18 protein-coding genes and 1 pseudogene are annotated in these 18,247 nt (G+C 61.4%); 5 read left to right on the forward strand and 14 right to left on the reverse strand.

Annotated elements, in window-relative coordinates; genetic code table 11:
• Positions 1 to 78 precede the first annotated feature (78 nt).
• The 9 genes and pseudogenes from HMPREF9153_RS00195 to HMPREF9153_RS12975 all read right to left on the reverse strand — a co-directional run.
• Positions 79 to 357, reverse strand: coding sequence for an RNA-binding protein (locus HMPREF9153_RS00195; RefSeq protein WP_004808588.1), 279 nt, complete (start codon positions 355 to 357; stop codon positions 79 to 81).
• A 2-nt stretch (positions 358 to 359) separates the two neighbouring features.
• Positions 360 to 803 (reverse strand): 30S ribosomal protein S16, encoded by a 444-nt coding sequence (gene rpsP / locus HMPREF9153_RS00200; RefSeq protein ID WP_004808590.1) that lies wholly within the window; start codon positions 801 to 803, stop codon positions 360 to 362.
• A gap of 191 nt (positions 804 to 994) precedes the next feature.
• A complete protein-coding gene (locus HMPREF9153_RS00205) occupies positions 995 to 2,158 on the reverse strand; it encodes an amidohydrolase family protein (RefSeq protein ID WP_004808592.1) in 1,164 nt (387 codons plus the stop codon).
• Positions 2,159 to 2,233: 75 nt separating this feature from the next.
• Positions 2,234 to 3,820, reverse strand: coding sequence for a signal recognition particle protein (gene ffh / locus HMPREF9153_RS00210; protein ID WP_004808594.1), 1,587 nt, complete (start codon positions 3,818 to 3,820; stop codon positions 2,234 to 2,236).
• Positions 3,821 to 3,895: 75 nt separating this feature from the next.
• The gene (locus HMPREF9153_RS00215) at positions 3,896 to 5,038 is read right to left on the reverse strand and encodes an alpha/beta hydrolase (RefSeq protein ID WP_171023445.1); all 1,143 of its coding nucleotides are present in this window, start codon (positions 5,036 to 5,038) and stop codon (positions 3,896 to 3,898) included.
• A 50-nt stretch (positions 5,039 to 5,088) separates the two neighbouring features.
• Positions 5,089 to 6,276, reverse strand: a complete 1,188-nt coding sequence (gene ftsY, locus HMPREF9153_RS00220; RefSeq protein ID WP_004808599.1) for a signal recognition particle-docking protein FtsY — start codon at positions 6,274 to 6,276, stop codon at positions 5,089 to 5,091.
• A gap of 50 nt (positions 6,277 to 6,326) precedes the next feature.
• Complete coding sequence (locus HMPREF9153_RS12280; protein WP_004808604.1) at positions 6,327 to 6,494, reverse strand: hypothetical protein; 168 nt, start codon at positions 6,492 to 6,494, stop codon at positions 6,327 to 6,329.
• A gap of 61 nt (positions 6,495 to 6,555) precedes the next feature.
• Positions 6,556 to 7,230, reverse strand: a complete 675-nt coding sequence (locus HMPREF9153_RS00225; RefSeq protein WP_004808605.1) for a GtrA family protein — start codon at positions 7,228 to 7,230, stop codon at positions 6,556 to 6,558.
• 301 nt (positions 7,231 to 7,531) lie between these two features.
• A pseudogene (locus HMPREF9153_RS12975) lies at positions 7,532 to 7,675 on the reverse strand (bifunctional DNA-formamidopyrimidine glycosylase/DNA-(apurinic or apyrimidinic site) lyase); the annotation flags it as partial.
• A 101-nt stretch (positions 7,676 to 7,776) separates the two neighbouring features.
• Here HMPREF9153_RS12975 and HMPREF9153_RS00230 point away from each other — a divergent pair.
• Positions 7,777 to 8,664, forward strand: coding sequence for a phosphotransferase (locus tag HMPREF9153_RS00230; RefSeq protein ID WP_138237450.1), 888 nt, complete (start codon positions 7,777 to 7,779; stop codon positions 8,662 to 8,664).
• A gap of 27 nt (positions 8,665 to 8,691) precedes the next feature.
• Here HMPREF9153_RS00230 and mutM read toward each other — a convergent pair whose 3' ends face one another.
• The 4 genes from mutM to HMPREF9153_RS00250 all read right to left on the reverse strand — a co-directional run bounded on the left by mutM (position 8,692) and on the right by HMPREF9153_RS00250 (position 11,092).
• On the reverse strand, positions 8,692 to 9,534 hold the full coding sequence (gene mutM / locus HMPREF9153_RS00235; RefSeq protein WP_004808612.1) for a bifunctional DNA-formamidopyrimidine glycosylase/DNA-(apurinic or apyrimidinic site) lyase: 843 nt from the start codon (positions 9,532 to 9,534) through the stop codon (positions 8,692 to 8,694).
• The gene (gene rnc / locus HMPREF9153_RS00240; RefSeq protein WP_015582494.1) at positions 9,527 to 10,264 is read right to left on the reverse strand and encodes a ribonuclease III; all 738 of its coding nucleotides are present in this window, start codon (positions 10,262 to 10,264) and stop codon (positions 9,527 to 9,529) included. Before rnc ends, mutM begins: the two co-directional genes overlap by 8 nt.
• A 10-nt stretch (positions 10,265 to 10,274) precedes the next feature.
• Entirely contained in the window at positions 10,275 to 10,466 is a 192-nt protein-coding gene (gene rpmF, locus HMPREF9153_RS00245; RefSeq protein ID WP_015582493.1) for a 50S ribosomal protein L32, read from the reverse strand.
• 65 nt (positions 10,467 to 10,531) lie between these two features.
• Positions 10,532 to 11,092, reverse strand: coding sequence for a YceD family protein (locus HMPREF9153_RS00250; RefSeq protein WP_004808615.1), 561 nt, complete (start codon positions 11,090 to 11,092; stop codon positions 10,532 to 10,534).
• Between the two features lie 214 nt (positions 11,093 to 11,306).
• On the opposite strand from HMPREF9153_RS00250, the gene HMPREF9153_RS00255 reads away from it, so the two are divergent.
• The 3 genes from HMPREF9153_RS00255 to HMPREF9153_RS00265 all read left to right on the forward strand — a co-directional run bounded on the left by HMPREF9153_RS00255 (position 11,307) and on the right by HMPREF9153_RS00265 (position 14,549).
• The gene (locus HMPREF9153_RS00255) at positions 11,307 to 12,617 is read left to right on the forward strand and encodes an ABC transporter substrate-binding protein (RefSeq protein ID WP_004808617.1); all 1,311 of its coding nucleotides are present in this window, start codon (positions 11,307 to 11,309) and stop codon (positions 12,615 to 12,617) included.
• Between the two features lie 82 nt (positions 12,618 to 12,699).
• Positions 12,700 to 13,656, forward strand: a complete 957-nt coding sequence (locus tag HMPREF9153_RS00260; RefSeq protein ID WP_004808618.1) for a carbohydrate ABC transporter permease — start codon at positions 12,700 to 12,702, stop codon at positions 13,654 to 13,656.
• Positions 13,653 to 14,549, forward strand: coding sequence for a carbohydrate ABC transporter permease (locus HMPREF9153_RS00265; RefSeq protein WP_004808619.1), 897 nt, complete (start codon positions 13,653 to 13,655; stop codon positions 14,547 to 14,549). The genes HMPREF9153_RS00260 and HMPREF9153_RS00265 overlap by 4 nt, the downstream gene beginning before the upstream one ends.
• A gap of 94 nt (positions 14,550 to 14,643) precedes the next feature.
• Here HMPREF9153_RS00265 and HMPREF9153_RS00270 read toward each other — a convergent pair whose 3' ends face one another.
• Positions 14,644 to 15,651, reverse strand: coding sequence for a LacI family DNA-binding transcriptional regulator (locus HMPREF9153_RS00270; protein ID WP_036979866.1), 1,008 nt, complete (start codon positions 15,649 to 15,651; stop codon positions 14,644 to 14,646).
• A 209-nt stretch (positions 15,652 to 15,860) separates the two neighbouring features.
• On the opposite strand from HMPREF9153_RS00270, the gene HMPREF9153_RS00275 reads away from it, so the two are divergent.
• The gene (locus tag HMPREF9153_RS00275; protein WP_004808621.1) at positions 15,861 to 18,188 is read left to right on the forward strand and encodes a TIM-barrel domain-containing protein; all 2,328 of its coding nucleotides are present in this window, start codon (positions 15,861 to 15,863) and stop codon (positions 18,186 to 18,188) included.
• Positions 18,189 to 18,247 lie beyond the last annotated feature (59 nt).

An 18,247-nucleotide genomic window follows, 5' to 3' on the forward strand; every position in this document is an offset into this window, starting at 1 on the left:
ACAAATGGGCCGTAGCCCCACCTAAGCGGGACCACGGCCCATATTGCCAATTGATTGGCGTATCAGAGGATTAGCGGCTCAGTGACGACGGCCACGGTGCTCGGAACGGCGTCCCGAACCACGGCGGTCGACGTCGACGAAGTCGATCCTGATCTGCTCATCACCGGCCAGGGCATCGATGACCGTGCGCAGCGAGGAGGCCGTACGGCCCTGACGACCGATGACCTTGCCGATGTCGGAGGGGTTGACACGCACCTCGAGCATCCGGCCGCGTCGCAGGTCCTTCTCCCGAACCCGGACGTCGTCGGGATTGGCGACGATGCCGGAGACGAGATGTTCCAGGGCGTCGGCAAGCACGATCAGGCCTCAGCCTTCTCGTCGGACTTCTCCTCGGCGGCCGGCTCAGCAGCCTCCTCGGCAGCGGGCTCCTCAGCCTTCTTGGTGATGGCCTCGCGCGGGGCGTCGTCAGCCTCGGCCAGAGCGGCGTTGAACAGGTCGTCCTTGTTGGAGCGCTCAGCCTGCGGGGTCACGCCCGAGGCCGAGGTGTCGCCGGTGAACTTCTGCCAGTCACCGGTGCGCTTGAGCAGGGCGACGACGGCCTCGGTCGGCTGGGCGCCGACGCCGAGCCAGTACTGGACGCGCTCGGAGTCGATCTCGATGACCGAGGGGTCGTTCTTCGGGTGGTACTGGCCGATCTCCTCGATGGCACGACCGTCGCGCTTGGTGCGCGAGTCCATGACGACGACACGGTAGTGCGGGGTGCGGATCTTGCCGAGACGCTTCAGACGAATCTTGGTAGCCACGTGTGTGGTATCTCCTGTAGTGACACGCCCGGGATGAAACCCGGGAAGTTACGGGTGAGCGCGGATTGCGATGTGGGGACACCGCGACCGCACTCGGGTGGAACCGTCCGCCGGCTAGAGAGGGCACCGAACGGACAGAAGCTCTCGACATTGTGCCACATCCAGAGCGTCGACGCGAGTCCGGCGACCCGTCACCGAATGACGACTCGACCCCTCAGCAGGATGTGCGTGGGAGACTCCAGGACTCCGATGTCCACCCTCGGGTCGCGATCGAGGACGAGAAGGTCGGCGGAGTCCCCAATCCCCAGTTGTTCCCCGCCCAACCAGGTTCGAGCTCGCCAGGATGCTGCCCCCAATGCCATCTCCGCTCCTCCGACTGCGGCCAGCAACCGCACCTCCGAGGCAATCAGACCGTGTTCGATGGTGCCGCCGGCGTCAGTACCTGCGTAGATCGGAACCCCGGCATCGACAGCCTTGCCGATGGTTTCCATCCGGTGAGCATGCAGATGACGCATGTGGGCTGCGTAGGTGGGGAACTTGGCGTCGGCCTGGGCTGCGATGGACGGGAAGGTCTCAATGTTGACCAGGGTCGGGACGAGTCCGACCCCACGCTCGGCCATGGTGGCGATGGTCTCGTCAGTCAGTCCGGTGCCGTGCTCGATGCAGTCGATGCCTGCGTCGACGAGCTGGGCCGGAGCCTCCTCGGAGAAGCAGTGGGCCGTGACACGGGCGCCGAGTTCATGAGCACGATCGATTGCTTCCTTCGCGATGTCAGCCGGCCACAGCGGTGCCAGGTCCCCCTCAGCACGGTCGATCCAGTCACCGACGAGCTTGACCCAGCCGTCACCTGCTCGAGCCTGACGATCCACCTCGGCGACGAGGTCTTCCAGGTCGACCTCGGCTGCGTAGTTGCGGATGTAGCGCTTGGGACGAGCGATGTGACGTCCGGCGCGGATGACTCGAGGCAAGTCGTCGCGATCGTCAATCCAATGGGTGTCACTCGGGGACCCAGCGTCGCGGATGAGGAGGGTGCCGGTCCTCGTCTCGGTGCGAGCCTGGTCCTCAGCCGTCTCCTTGTCGACGGCACCATGGCCGTCCAGCCCGATGTGGTTGTGAGCGTCAACCAGGCCCGGGATGATCCAACAACCGTCGGCGAGGGTGCGAGCGCCTGGCAGTGGCCCCTCGACAAGAACGCCGTCGTGAACCCATAGCTCACGCTCCTCCACGTCGGGCAGGACAACTCCCCGGATGCGAAGATCCTCGGCAGGAGCAGTCTGGGCCTCGGGAGCTACGTGAGTGTGTGTCCACCCGTCATGGGTATGAGTGTGGAACAGCGGCTGGGTGTCCTTATCCATGTCCTCATCGTGGCACGAGGCTGCAGAAGACGAAACGTCAAACCCGCGACCTCGTGAGGCATTGCCAACGTCAGATCAGCGCGGGCCCTTGTTGGTCTGGTTGAACATCTGCTGCATCGACGGCGGCATCTTGAACTCGCTCATCGCCTTCTGCAGATCTTCCTGGCTCGGCTGCTGCTGACCGGGAACACCGAATGCCTCGCCGCTGTTGTGCTGCGGCTTCTCAGCCACTTGACGGGCCTGGGCCGCGCGCTTCGCTGGGTTACCAGAACCCTTGCGGTTCTTCTGCTTCTTCTTGGACTGCTTGGAGCCGCGTTTGGCCATCGACCCCATCATGCGACCAGCGCCCGGACCCATCATCTGGCCCATCTGGCTCATCATCTTGCGGGCATCGACGAAGCGGTTGACGAGGTTGTTGACGTCGCGGACCTCGACGCCGGAGCCCTTCGCGATACGGGCGCGACGCGAACCGTTGAGGATCGAGACGTCGGCACGCTCTGCCGGGGTCATGGCACAAATGATGGCTTCGATACGGTCGATCTCCCGCTCGTCAATGTTCTCGATCTGATCCTTCATCTGACCGACGCCAGGCAACATGCCCATGATCTTGGACATCGGACCCATGCGGCGCATCTGGCGCATGAGCCCGAGGAAGTCGTCGAGACCGAACTCCCCCTTGCCGGCCATGAGTTTGACCGCAGCGGCTTGAGACTGTTCCTGGTCGAAAGCCTTCTCAGCCTGCTCGATGAGGGTGAGCATGTCACCCATGTCGAGGATGCGTGAGGCCATCCGATCGGGATGGAAGACGTCGAAGTCCTTGAGCCCCTCACCGGAGGAGGCGAACATGATCGGCTTGCCGACGACCCGGGCGATGGATAGGGCGGCACCGCCACGGGCGTCGCCGTCGAGCTTGGTGAGGACGACCCCGTCGAAGCCGACTCCCTCCTGGAAGGCCACTGCGGTGTTGACCGCGTCCTGACCGATCATGGCGTCGACGACGAACAGCGTCTCGTCAGGGTTGGTGGCCGCCTTGATGTCGGCAGCTTGGGCCATCATCTCGGCATCGACACCCAAGCGTCCGGCGGTGTCGATGATGACGACGTCATAGAGCTTGCGTTGGGCCTCGACGACGGCGTCACGAGCCACCTGGATGGGATCGCCAACACCGTTGCCGGGCTCAGGAGCGAAGACATGCACACCGGCTCGCTCACCGACGACCTGCAACTGGGTGACCGCGTTGGGACGCTGCAGGTCACAGGCGGCCAGCAGCGGCGAGTGCCCCTCCTCCTTGAACCACCGAGCGAGCTTGCCCGCCAGGGTCGTCTTACCGGCACCCTGAAGTCCAGCGAGCATGACGACGGTGGGCGGGGTCTTCGCGAACCGGACGGTGCGGGTCTGACCGCCAAGGATCTCGACGAGCTCCTCGTTGACGATCTTGACGATCTGCTGAGTAGGGTTGAGCGCCTTCGACAATTCCTCGCCGTGACAGCGTTCCTTGACCGCCGCAACGAATTCCTTGACGACCGTCAGGTTGACGTCGGCCTCGAGGAGGGCGATGCGGATCTGGCGAGTCGTGGCGTCGATGTCGGCATCGGTGAGACGTCCCTTGCCACGCAGTCCCTTGAAGGTGGATGCGAGGCGGTCCTGGAGAGTGTCGAACACGGTTGTCCTTCAGCGCACTAGTTCCTTACCGGGACAGCCTACCGTCCCGGTCTGACATGATGATTCAGAGCGAGGTCACAGACCAAACTGGCCCAGCCATTCCAGACACTGCTGGACGTAAGGCATGTACACGGTGTTGCGATGCCCACCTCCGTGCAGCACGATGAAGGTGAACTGCTTCATGCCTTTAGCCACATGGTGAAACTGGCCTCCGTCCGGGCCTATCTGACCGTTGGCAACTATGGGGTGACGACCGGGTCCCCAACTCTGCAGATCACTGCGATTGAGCACAGACAAAAAGCGCACGCTGCGGTTAACCTTGCGTTCCTGCGCCCGACGGACTACGGAATTTTCAGCCATCGAGGACCGAGCCATGTCCGCGATGGGCGTTCTCTCAAACATCGGATGGTAATACCCACCCAACGAAAATCCGGAATTAAACATTCTGTGGTACTTCGTCGAGAGATTGGCAGCGCAGTAGCCGCCAGTGCTCCACCCACCGATGAAGCGTGACCCACGCTCATGGCCAACCCGGTAATGCGACTCGATCTGCGGAATAACAGTCTTCATGATCCACGTCTCGTGCTTGTACGGACCAACATCAACGCATTCGCTGTCGACGCCGTTGCGAATCCTGCCTGGCAAGAACGCAATGACGAAGGGATTGACCTTCTTGCTCTTAATGAGCTCGACGGCAGGATCAAGGATGTCAATCGATACATTGTCGCGCTCGCCGGTGTCATTAACACCTCCGATGTAGTACAACACCGGAAAGCGGGTGCCCTGCTCCGACTTCTCGAAGTACTGTGGTGGCAACCACACGGGAATGCGCGCATATTGAGAATCCGCACCGGGCATCGTCATGCCAACCATCTGCCCATTGGGGTGTGGGTTGGACTTACTGATCGGGATGTTCTCCACCTTCGTACGCCGAATTGGAACCAGATCATGAACAGGTGCCTGGGGCTCAGCCTCGCCCAGGAGGTCATCCCAGGAGGTGAAAAATCCATAGTCATGGTTGACGTAGAGAAAGACCCCTGTAATCAGTAACGCCTGTGCGAGCACAATTACGACGAAATGTCCGAGGCCACGCAGGGCCTTCAGCCACCAACTACCGGTCCCCACGATGGCTCGCCATGTAACAAATGCCAGCGGCAGAACGAACGCAGCAATTAATACCGCTACACACAGCTTTCGGCTGAGAATACTCACCATCATGGCCCCGCGTATCGAGGCAGACGACGCGATGCCTGTCATCTATTTGGTCCTCAGCGTTCGGAGGGGTCATCGCCCATGAGACCGGCAACGAAGTCGTCGGCGTCAAAGGGGGCTAGGTCGTCGGCACCTTCACCCAGACCGATGAGCTTGACCGGAACGCCCAGCTCGCGCTGCACCTGTACGACGATGCCGCCCTTGGCAGAGCCATCGAGCTTGGACAGCACGATGCCGGAGACGTCGACGACCTCGGAGAAGATACGAGCCTGGGTGAGACCGTTCTGGCCGGTGGTCGCATCGAGAACGAGCAGGACCTCACTGACCGGGGCCAGTTTCTCGATGACGCGCTTGACTTTGCCCAGCTCGTCCATGAGACCGGCCTTGGTGTGAAGACGGCCAGCAGTGTCGACGAGCACGACGTCAACGCCTTCGTCGATACCGGCCTGAACAGCTTCGTAGGCTACCGAGGCGGGATCAGCCCCTTCGTCCTTGCGAACGGTGCGCACGCCGACGCGCTCCCCCCAGGTTTCCAGCTGTTCCCCAGCTGCGGCGCGGAAAGTGTCTGCGGCACCGAGGAGGACCGTCTTGCCCTCGGCGACCAGGACGCGGGCCAATTTGCCGCAGGTCGTCGTCTTACCCGTGCCATTGACTCCGACCATGAGGACGACTGCCGGCTTACCCTCCGCATGATCGAGGTTGATGGACCGATCCATGTCTGGTCCGACAAGTTCGACCAGTTCGTGGTGCAAGATCCCGCGAGCCTGGGCCGGCTCGGAGACGCCGTCAATCGCCAGTTCCGAGCGCAGCTTCTCGACCAGTTCCGTGGTCGGGCCCACGCCAAGATCAGAGGTGATGAGGGTGGCTTCGAAGTCATCCCAGGTGTCGTCGTCGAGCTTGTCGGCGCTCAGGAGCTCTGCCAGACCACGGGCCAAGGCGTTGTTGCTGTTGGCCAGACGGCGACGGAGTCGTGCCATCCGCGAGCCCGCGGCCTCCGGAGTCTCAACCCTGGGTTCGGACGGTGCCTCAGGCTCGAGCGCAGGAGCAGGGGCCGCGGTCGCACCGGCCTCAGGCTTCTCCTCACCAGTGGCCTCGGGTTCCTTGGTCGGGGTCGGCTCAACCTCCGCAGGCTTGGAACCCTCACGAAGCGCCTTACGTCGTGAGATGCCAGCGGTGATGGCGGCAACCACCGTCACGAGGACGAGGATGCCGAGAATGATCCAAATCAGGTAAGTCAGGTCCACGTCCGCCGATACTAGCCGCTCACATCACGGCACCAAGGATTCGCAACGCCTCAACGGCGTCTGACACCACTGAGATCCTCCCCAACTCGGGTGGCAGTATGACGCCAAAAACTCGCATCGGGGTCGTCACCAGGATGGCGCAAACCAAACATCACCACGGCACAAACGCCCAGCGCGACCGCCAGGATAAGAATCATCGCGATGATGAAAACGACCATCCGAGCACGACCTTTCCGTCAACGGGGTACCGAATTCAGGGTACCTGATGCGAAGCGTCTCTCAGACGTGCTGACGCGCCTCGGACGAGTCGTCCGCGTCAAGATTCTCCGGAGAAACAGCGGGACCCACCATGGGAACCTCACCAGAGTGCTTGACCGCTCGGAACGTCCACAACTTGTTGACGACGAAGTTGATGGGCATGGTCACGATGATGGCGAAGATCTGCGACCAGTACTCACGAGAGTGAAATCCCTTGCTCTCATGGAACCACGGCTCGGGGAGGTAGATCGGAGAGGTTGGATTGGTGAACAGAATCTTGATGAACATGCCGATGATCGCTGCCACGGACCCCACGGCGAAGAAGGGCCAGAACTCGCGCCACCAGCCGCGGCGATGCTCCCGTTTGAAGGTCCAGGAGCGGTTGAGCTGGAAGTTCGTGACGTTTGCCACCACGAAGCCCACCAACCAGACGAGGCTGGTGAAACGGAAGTTCCATCGTGTCCCCGCCAAGTTGAACAGGATGTCCTGGGCATGCTCGGTGCCACCATTCACCTTGTTCATGATGATGGCAACGACGATGTTGATGACGAATCCGGAGCCACCCACGATTCCGAACTTCAAGAACTCGATGAAGTGACGCTTCTTGATGCGTCGTCTCGCAGATACAGATGGCTCAGTGGTCACCCGCGACATGATATGCCCGACGAGGAAGGACCAAGAAATGGGTGTGCCCATCAGCAACACCCGAGGGCGGAGACAACACGTGCGATTGTGGAGGCTTGATCCTGACAGGCTTGACCGACGAAGCCACTGAGCGCGGCTACCGCTTTGACCGGACGAGGATCACATCCGATCCAGCGCCATGAAGGTCACTCACTGTGACCTCTGAACAGCTCGATCACGAGATGGAGCACCTTCATGCCAAGGTCACCGCCAGATCACCGGAGTGGCCTCCCCACCTCGACGCGCCGCGACCTCGCCCACTGTTCGTCGTCGTACCAGGACCTGTCGAGGTCTGGGAACGGACATGACCGGGTCACCGACGCGAGCGCTGACACCGGGGGCACCGGTGCGACGACCTGTTCGCGAAGGACTCCCGAACTATGACGGTGCAGCGACGTCGACATTCCTTGCCCTGGCGTCCGTACACGTCAAGGGTCCGATCGAAGTAACCCGACTTCACGACCTTGTGACGCTGAGGTCATCGACGCGTACTGATCTGTGCCGGACATCATCGGAATCCAGCGTTGTCACGATTCAGAAGTCAGTAGCCTTTGAATCGTGACGACAAGAGGGATGTCGATACGATCCTGCGATCGAAGCGAGCTGGAGCCAGTACTGAATGCCCTCGAACTGAGCGACCGACAATTGCTGGGAAAATACATCGATCTGGGTTTTGAGAAAGAGTACAACGTCTACCTCGCCGCAGGAAACCCGCGGCTCGTGGTCAAACTCGACGATGGCCAAGGCGTCGTCTACGAGCGATGGCTTGACGGGCAGCCCGATCTGCCTGTGCCTCAGTTGCTCGGAACCGCAGTTGTAGACGGCCACACGTGGCATGCGTTCGAGGAGCGAGGCGGCGAGGATCTCCAGTGTCTGCGCAGGGAAACTGCAACCGCCGCAGGGAAGAGTTTGGCACGCCTCCATGCACGGTTTTGGTCAGAGTCCCCCGCCACGAACGTCAACGGAACCAGAGCCGAGAAATTCGCTCTGGTCGCAAAACATTTCCCGGAGCTATCCGTAGCCCTCACTGAACTGGCTGATCGCGCGGCGAGCGCACCATCGACGTTGTGCGAGAACGATCTGCTTCCGATGAATGTGCTCTGGGATGGGCATGACGCCACAATCATCGATTTCGGTCATGCTGATATCAGCCCGTACTTCGGCGATCCCGCACGATTCGTTGCTTTTGGCAAGCCCGAAGGTGGCTACTACGTTCAGCCGACAGACGCTCGCGAAAAGTTTCTCACCCAATACTTCGAGATCATCCGCTCTATGGCGGGAACAACTCTCGACCGAGCGCGCTTCGACCGAGACATTGCGCTCGGCGAAATCGCCGAGTTGTCCCTCGTCTTCGCTGCATACATCCGGCGAACGACGAAATTCGCTGATGTTGCCTCGCAGCCAGAGTTTGAACGCATCCTGCAACTTGCCCACACCCTCGGGTAGAACACGGTCGCCCCGCGCTCACCGAGGTCAACGCAACTGCTGACACCTCGGGCAGCGGAACGAGCTGCGATTCATAAAATGCTCACGTACCATCATCGTCCCGCAACGCTTGCACGGGAGCCCCTCCCGGCCGTAAGCGTCCAGCGAGCGGTCGAAATACCCCGACTCACCATTGACATTGACGTACAGGGCATCAAAGGATGTCCCACCCTGGGTAATCGCCTCGGACATCACCTCACGAGCTGTCTCCAACAACTCCACAGCCTTGCGCTGGCTGAGGCGCGAGCACGGGGTCTCCGGGTGACGACGAACCCGCCACAGGGTTTCGTCGGCATAAATGTTGCCGATACCGGATACCAGTGTCTGGTCGAGCAGGCTGCGCTTGATGGTCGACCTGCGTGCGCGCAGTCGTCGCGCAACCTCATCGACGCCAAAGGAATCCTCGAAGGGATCAGGGGCGATGTGGGCGACTGGGCCGGGCACATCGTCAACCAGCGGGGCGAGAGTGAGTCCGCCGAAGGTGCGCTGATCCAGAAAACGTAGATCACGGTCGTCACCAAGGCCAATGACAACACGGGTATGGCGATGCCGTGGGGCTTCCCTGTCGACGACACGGAACTGTCCGCTCATCCCTAGGTGGGCCAGCATCGCCGTGCCGTCGTCGAGGACGAACCACAGGTACTTGCCCCGGCGATTGATGGCGGTGAACTGGCGACCAGTCAGAATCGTCTCGAAGGTTCTGGCTTCTTCTGAACCACCGGTTGTGCGCAAACCGCGGACATCGACGACGTCGACACGCTCGACGACGGAGGGGATGACGAGGATCTCGAGTCCGGCTCGCACCGTCTCGACCTCAGGAAGCTCAGGCACCAGTGCGAGGAGGGATCAGTGCGGCAACCGCAAGCTGGGCCGCTCCCTGCTCGGCCTCCTTCTTGTTGTGGCCAGTGTAGGCAGCGTGCAGCTTGCCATCCACTTCTGCCCTGGCGCAGTAGCGGCGATTGTGGTCCGGGCCTGATCCGACGATGTCGTAGCGCGGAGCCTCAAACCCCTGCTCAGCGCAGTACTCCTGGAGAACTGTCTTCCAGTCGGTACCGGCTCCGGATCGATCCGCCTCGTCAACGAGGGGATCGAAGAGATGATGGACGAGGCGCAGAACGTCCGGCAGTCCCGAGGACAGCTCGACGGCACCCAGCAGGGCCTCGGTGGTGTCGGCCAGGATCGACGTCTTGTCGTGGCCGCCGGTACGTTCCTCGCCCTTGCCCAGCTTGATACGCGGCCCGATGCCGAGGCGACGAGCCAACCGCCCCAAGGACACCGTGCTCACGACGGCTGACCTCAGCTTGGCGAGCTGACCTTCCGGTTTGTCCGGGAAGGCGCGGTAGAGGTAATCAGTGACGCCGACCTCGAGGACGGCGTCACCGAGGAACTCCAACCTCTCGTTGGTGGGAATCCCACCGTTCTCAAAGGCATAGGAGCGGTGCGTGAGCGCGAGATCGAGGAGTTGGGGGTCACATCTGATCCCCAACTCCTTGAGAAGACCCAGGAAAGGCCACTCCCCGTACTCGGGTGAACTGACGTTCTGGTCCTTTCGTGCGCTCACGGTGCTGATCTCAGACCTCGGCAACCTGGCGGCGATCACCACGCGGGCCGTACTCGCCGCACGCGGGGCATGCGGTGTGAGGCAGGTGCTTCTCACCGCACGCCGGATTGGCACAGGTGACGAGATTGGTGGCAACCGTCTTCCATTGCGAACGACGGTGCCGGGTATTGCTGCGGGACATCTTCCGCTTCGGGACGGCCACGATCTTCTCCTTGGTGTGCTTCAGGTGTGGCATCCGTATGATACGGACGCCGTTGAGGGGAACGTTCAGGACTTGTCCGAATCATCCTCGCTGACGAGCCCTTGCAGAGCCGCCCAACGTGGATCGATCCGATCCGGATGGTCATGGTCCGGGTCCTCGTTGAGGTTGGCGCCGCAGTCTGGACAAAGTCCCTCACAGTCGTCGCGGCACAGCGGGCTGAACGCCAGGTTCAGCACCACCGCAGCACGGACGACAGGGTCAAGGTCGATCGTTTCCTCGGCACTGACCCGACTAGCGTCCTCCTCAGCCTCCTTGTCCGGGTAGAAGTACAGCTCCTGGATGTCGAGGACGAGATCCTCCTCGATGGGATCCAGACAGCGAGAGCACTCCCCCTTCAGGGTGGCTTCGACGGCCCCGGTGACGAGAACTCCTTCACCCACTGATTCCAACCGAAGGTCGAGATCGAGAGGGGAGTCCTCGGGAACGCCGATCATGTCGACACCGAGATCCGCCGGAGCGGGCACCGTCCGTTGAACCCGGGTCATCTGACCCACCTGCCGACGCAGCGAATGGGTCTCGATGACGAGATCCGAGTGTGCGTCGGGGTGGCGATGGGTGGTATTCATCGCAAAGATCCCTTCGACCAGTGGAACACGACGAGGTCATGACCGACTGGCCACTGTACAACGGAGATCGACGCCAGACCAAAACTGTGTGTCAGCTTGACTGTGCACGCCGTTTCAGGCACTCTGAACTAAAGCGTATTAGTTCGCTGGGATTCGACACCGACGCTGGAGTCGGATCCCACTGGGGACCCCCTTCAAGGAAGAAGTAGAGAACATGGCAAACCTCACCATCGGCCGACGTCAACTTCTCGGTGGTACGGCCGCACTGGCAACTGTCCTGGCTGCCAGCGCATGCGGCATGAGCGGATCGGGAGACAAGCCGTCGGGCCAGGCATCCATCGACTCCTCCGCCAAGCTCGAGGGCAGCATCCAGTTCCAGACCTGGTCGCTCAAGAACGAGAAATTCACCCCGTACTTCGAGAAGCTCGTCAAGTCCTTCGAGAAGGAGCATCCCGGCACGACCATCAAGTGGATTGACCAGCCGGGTGAGGGCTACGAGGAGAAGGTCCAGCAGCAGGCCACCGCCGGTCAACTGCCCGACGTCGTCAACATGCCCCCGAACTTCGCATGGCAACTCCTCAAGGCCAACAAGGTCATGGACCTCAAGAAGGCCGATACCAAGACCATCGACACATACACCAAGGGCGGCATCGATGCCTACACCTTTGATGGTCACGACGGGGTCTACGGCTACCCGTGGTACCTCGGCACCGACCTCAACTGGTGGAACACCCAGGCCTTCGAGGAGTACGGTCTCGACCCCAAGAAGCTGCCGACCACCCTTGACGAGCTCTACGAGCAGGCCATCACCATGGCTGAGAAGTCCGGCGGCAAGATGCCCCTCATCTCCACCGCTCCAACCCTCGGCGATCTCGCAGCCCAGGACGTCGAAGTCTTCAAGGACGGCAAATTCACCTTCAACACCGACAAGGCTGTCAAGATCATCGAGAAGTACGTCGAGCTCTATGCCAAGAAGGCCATGCCGCCGGAGGTGTTGCAGAACAACTACCTGGGCAACTCCAAGCTCTTCATCCAGGGCAAGGTTGCCTGGACCACCGGCTCGGCCTCCTTCCCGATCGATCTCAAGAAGGACGCCCCGAAGCTCGCTCCTCACGTCGCGATGACGAAGCGCATCGGCGTTCCACCGCTTTTCGTCCAGGGTATTTGCGTCTCGAACGATTCCAAGAACCCGAACCTGGCGCTGGCCTTCGCCAAGTACGTCACCAACAACGCGAACCAAGTCGAGTTCGTCAAGCTGGCCCAGGGCTTCCTGCCCGGCACCAAGGAGGCCAACGAGAACCCGGAGTCCTTCACCTCGGTCATCGATGATCCACAGATGAAGAAGGCTGCCGAGGCCCTCGCGGAGGAGATGAAGGATGCGCAGATCGGCGAGCCGATGGCTTACACCGACGCCATGAAGACCTACGTCGGCCAGCAGATTTCCTCGGCCATGCGTGGTGACATCAAGGCCAAGGACGCCCTCGATAACGCCGTCAAGTACTGCAACGACCACATCGCGAAGTGATCCTCAGCCGGCCCCGCTCCCCGCGCGGGGCCGGCTCACCTCCCCGCTGACAACGCCCCTACCCCGCCAAGGATCTGCGCCCATGAACTCCCACCGCTGGTACACCCCGTGGTTGTTGGTGGCTCCGGCAGTCGTGTGGACCGTCGTGTTCGCCCTCTACCCCTTCATCAACACGATCATTCTGTCCTTCACGAACACCCGGCCCCTCGTCGGCGGGGAGTTCATCGGCTTCGACAACTACGTCGAGCTGTGGCACGACGACATGTTCTGGAATGCCATGGCGACAACCTTCATCTACGTCATCGTGTGCATCCCACTGTTGACGATCCTGCCGTTGCTGTTGGCCTTGCTCGTCGAGAAGAAGATCCCCGGGATCTCGTTCTTCCGTACCGTGGCGTACTTCCCGGTGATTGCCTCGGTCGTCGTCGTGGCCCTCATCTGGAGCTGGATGTTCGACTCCCGTGGTCTCATCAACCAGTCCCTGCAGTGGATGGGTGTCGCGAACAGCTCCATCCCCTTCCTCGTCGATCGGTGGAAGCTGTTGGGCTGCGCAATCCTGCTGACGGTGTGGAAGGGCCTCGGGTACTACATGATCGTCTACCTTGCGGCGCTCGGAAACGTCGACCATGACCTCCATGAAGCCGCCGCCCTCGATGGCGCAAGCAGCTTCCAGCGGTTCCGCAACGTCACCATCCCCGGGATCAGGCCGGCCATGGTTCTCATCATCGCCCTCATTGCGGTGTCCGGGATGAGGATCTTCTCCGAGCTCTACGTCCTCACGAATGGAACTGGTGGCCCAGGCGGTGAGGACTCCAGCCTCGTCATGATCATCAAACAGGTCGGTACCGGTCTGTCCGGACAGCTCGGCTATGCGTCGGCCCTGTCAGTCGTGCTGTTCTTCCTCACCCTCATTCCGCTAGCAACCATCGGTTGGGCGAACAACAAGGACCTGCGGTCTGGCCGCAAGCCCAAGCAGGCTGGCCGTCGTGCCCGCCGGGCAGCAGCCGTCCAGGCCACCACGAAGGAGACGATGGCATGAGCACCTCCAGCCCAACTCGTCCTGTCAAGCAGAAGCCGTGGCGTAGCCGGCGAGCATTCGACCCAACCCGCCCTACCCTTGCCGGACTCATCGGGCGTTACATCCTGCTGATCTTCGTGGTCATCATCTCGGTCGGCCCCTTCCTGTGGCAGCTGTCCACCTCCCTCAAAGGCGTCAGCGAGGACGTTTACTCCTTCCCGCCCCATCTCATCCCCCAAGACTTCAGCGTCGACGCCTACCGTCGCGTTGCCCATGTCGTCCCGATCTTCAGTTACGCCTGGCATTCGGTCATCGTCGCCGCGGTCTGCGTCATCGGCAACGTCGTGCTGGCCTCCCTGGCAGGTTATGCGCTGACCTGCATGAAATTCCGCGGCAAGAAGGTCGTCATGGGCATCCTGCTGTCGGTCCTCCTACTTCCCGGTGAGGTCACGCTGACCAGCCAGTACCTCGTCATCAAGGGCATGGGCCTGGCGAACACCTTGGCCGGCGTCGCCATCCCCGGTGTCGTCGGTGCCATCAACGTGCTCCTCATGGCCACCGCCTGTCGGGCGGTCCCTCCGTCGGTCCTCGATGCGGCGACCGTTGACGGAGCCAACACATGGGACAAGATCCGGCACGTGGTCTGGCCCAACATCAAGGGGATGGCCTCGGTGGTTGCGGTGTTCTCCTTCATCGGGGCCTGGGACGACTTCCTGTGGCCATTGGTCGTCCTCAACGATCCTGACAAGTACACCCTGACCGTCGGCATGCAGTACCTCAGTTCAACGATGTCGACCGACCCGCGTGAGGTCGCAGCCGGAACGATCATCGCCCTCATACCGATCATCGTCGTCTTCGCCTCGATGCAGAAGGTCTTCTTCCGTGGCGTGGAGAGCGGCGGCGTGAAAGGCTGAGCGACCCACACCCAAATCAGGAGACGGTCGGAACCAGAAGGGTTCCGACCGTCTTGTCGTTGGCCAATTCCAATGTCCCGGGGCAGGCAGACGTTCAGAGCTGCCCTGTGGAACCCCGGACGACGAGTTCAGGCGGCTGCTCGGTGATGTCCTCCACGTCCTGGCCATCAATGATGCTCATCAACATCGCGACGGCGTCCCTACCCAGAATTGACGGATCACGACGCAGAGCGGTAATTCCGGGCGGTATCACTCGACATGTCGGGGAATCCTCGAAGGACACGACCGAGACGTCAGCAGGAATCCGCAACCGGTGTTGCGTCAGGGAGGTGATGCCCCCCAGAGTCAATACTTCATTGTCATAGACGATGGCGGTGGGACGGTCAGGCCTGGAAAGAAGAGCGCTGGTCTCCTGAATTCCGGACTGCTCGGAGTAGTCGCTGGCCGCTGCCTCGATGACGACCACTCCGCGACTCTCCGCCTCCTGGGCGAAGACCTGGCGTCGGACCATGCTGTGCTCAAGGGTCGGGTCACCGCCGATATGGGCAATGCGACGATGCCCTTGGTCGGCCAAGTGGTTGACGATGCTCCGCGCAGCAGTGGCGTCATCGATATGAATGCCGGGCAACGGGGTGTCCTCCGTGGCTCCGACGACGGTGCACGGCATGTTGATCTCCGACATGAGGGACCACCGCGGGTCATTGCGGGCCGGGTCGACCAGGACGACACCGTCGACACGATGCTGAGCCCACCACTGTCGATGGACCTCACACTCCTCCTCAGGAGAGCCCACCAGCTGCAACACCAAGGCGATTCGAGCAGGAGTGAGAACCTCCTCCATCCCCGCGATGAGGTGCAGGAAGAACCCTTCCCCGGCGAAACTGCGATCGTCACGGGCGATGACGAGACCGACAGCACCGGCTCGATTGACCGACAACGCCTTCGCGGCGACGTTCGGACGCCATCCCATGTCCTTGGCCACAGCCTTGATACGAGCTCGGGTAGCCTCAGAAACTCCAGGCTTGTCATTGAGGGCAAAGGACACCGCGCCCGGCGACACACCGGCGACTCTGGCGATGTCCTTGATCGTCGTCCTGCCCATGAAGCCACGGTCCCTTCCGGAAGCATGAATGCCCTGATGGGCGCAGGTCACAAGGCATCCTCGCCCGGGAGCACATGGCCTTCACCCGCGCAGCATCATCCTAGGGCCAAACCGGAGAATGGGTAAAACGTTTCAGCGATGTCTTCACGATGCCCTCCAGAACGGTTCATTGGCTATTAGGGTGAGAGTCCCCAACGCTGGGAGACGTCATGCCTCAGACAACCTGTCTTGCCACAGATCACTACCGCATAACCCTCATCACTGATCGACTCATTCGCTGTGAGTGGCGCGATGACCCTACGGAGCCCTTCGAGGACCGACCGACACAGGTGGTCGCGGACCGCACGCCCCACGAGGTCACCAACACCATTGATGAGGCGAATGGCCATATCATCATTCGAAACCGGTATTACGAGCTTCGCTACGACGGCATGGAGTTTTCCCCGGAAGGGCTGCACGCATCGATAACGAGCGTCGGCAATTACCACGCCGTGTGGCACTGGGGCGATGACCCACTCTCGCAAAACCCATTCGGAATCCCCACCAATCTGGGCGGGACCGCTCGCACTCTCGACTGCGTCGACGGCCGTTGTGACATGGGCGCAGGTGTGGCGAGTGCGCAGGGATGGGCCGTCCTCGATGATTCTCATTCACTCGCACTGGAGGATGACGGACCCACCCGATGGTCTCAACCGGTACGTCGGTACAACCCAGCTGATTCCGGTGGCAAGGATGTCTATCTCTTCCTCCACGGCCATGACTATGCTGCCGCAGCCGCAGATTTCTACCGCATCACCGGACCGCAACCGGTTATTCCGCGATGGGCCCTGGGCAACTGGTGGTCTCGCTACCACAATTACAGCGCCGACGAGTACGAGACCCTCATGGATCGATTCGAGGCGGACGGAATCCCGCTGTCGGTGGCCGTCATTGACATGGACTGGCACCTCACCGACATCGACCCAGTTCTGGGACATGGCTGGACTGGATACACATGGAATCGAGAACTCTTCCCCGACCCTCGCGCCTTCCTTGCCAGCCTTCACCAGCGGGGATTACGGACCTGCCTCAATCTGCACCCGGCCGATGGCATCCGTCGTCATGAAGAGTGTTACCGACAGGTCGCCACTGACATGGGAGTCGACCCAGACTCAGGCGATCCCATCCCCTTTGACATTGCCGATCCACACTTTGCCACGGTGTACGTCGATGACGTCCTTCATCCCATGGAGGACGAGGGAGTCGATCTGTGGTGGGTGGACTGGCAGCAAGGACAGACCTGCTCGGTACCCGGACTGGACCCACTGTGGATGCTCAACCACGTTCACCACATCGACTCGGGACGCCCCCGCCCGGATGGCCGTCGCCGCCCGCTGACCTTCTCGCGTTACGCGGGACCCGGGTCTCACCGCTACCCCATTGGTTTCTCGGGCGATTCCGTCATCTCCTGGGAAACTCTGGACTTCCAGCCCGAGTTCACGGCCACCGCCTCCAATATCGGTTACGGATGGTGGAGCCACGACATCGGTGGGCACATCTTCGGGTCCCGCGATGACGAGCTCATGGCTCGATGGGCGCAGTTCGGGGTGCTCTCTCCCATCAATCGACTGCACTCGACCAAGAACGAGTTCGGGTCCAAGGAGCCGTGGCATTACCGCACTGAAACCGAGATGGTCATGACTCAGTGCCTGCGGATGCGTCACCGTCTCATCCCGTATCTGCACAGCGAGAATCTGTCAGGCCATCGCGACCTGTGCCCTCTCCTCCGACCTACCTACTGGACTCACCCAGAGTGGGAGGAGTCCTATGTCGATCGCAATGAGTACTGGTTCGGCAGCCAGCTCTTGGTGCGGCCGGTCACCAGCAAACGCGACCCCGTCACGGGACTCGCGACCACGCGTACCTGGTTACCCCCTCTCGATGATGGTCTTCGGTGGGTCGACCTCCTCACTGGGCTCACCTACTCGCCACAGCGTTTCGTCACCATGTCTCGCACCATCGACGAGGTTCCTGTCCTTGCCAAACCTGGAACCATCATTCCGACTGCCACCGACCCGTTGGCCAGAGGAGACGTGACGACCGATCTCACTCTGGTCGTCGTCCCGGGCGCTGCCGGCCACTTTGACTTGCTTGAGGACGACGACAGCCTGCGGACGACTCCTCTCGACCTCGACTCCGATGGACGGCTGCGAATCGGTCCATGCGAAGGTCCACACACAGCTGTGATGCGGCGATGGCGCGTGAGCGTCCACGCAGGAGGGCGTCCCGTCACGATTGATCTCGGGCAGCATCGTCTGGACGAGGTCGTCGAAACCACCATCTCGGCCTCGTCCGACTGCGCCGATGACCTCATGACGAGAGCCATCACGCTCATCGATGCTGCTCAGATCGAATTCACCACGAAAACTCGCTTGGCAGACCTGTTGCGAAGCGGCCGTCCTCCCCTCGACCTCACCGCAATGCTGCTGGACGAGGATGCGCCCGACTCTCTTCGCAACGCTCTGTTGGAGATCGTCTGGGCACTTTCTTCCGAGTGAGTTGACTAAACCGTATTAGTCACTACACTTCAATTCTGAAATTATCCGTTGTCAATGTC

The sequence above is a fragment of the Cutibacterium avidum ATCC 25577 genome, assembly GCF_000227295.1.
In the GTDB taxonomy this organism is placed as follows: domain Bacteria; phylum Actinomycetota; class Actinomycetes; order Propionibacteriales; family Propionibacteriaceae; genus Cutibacterium; species Cutibacterium avidum.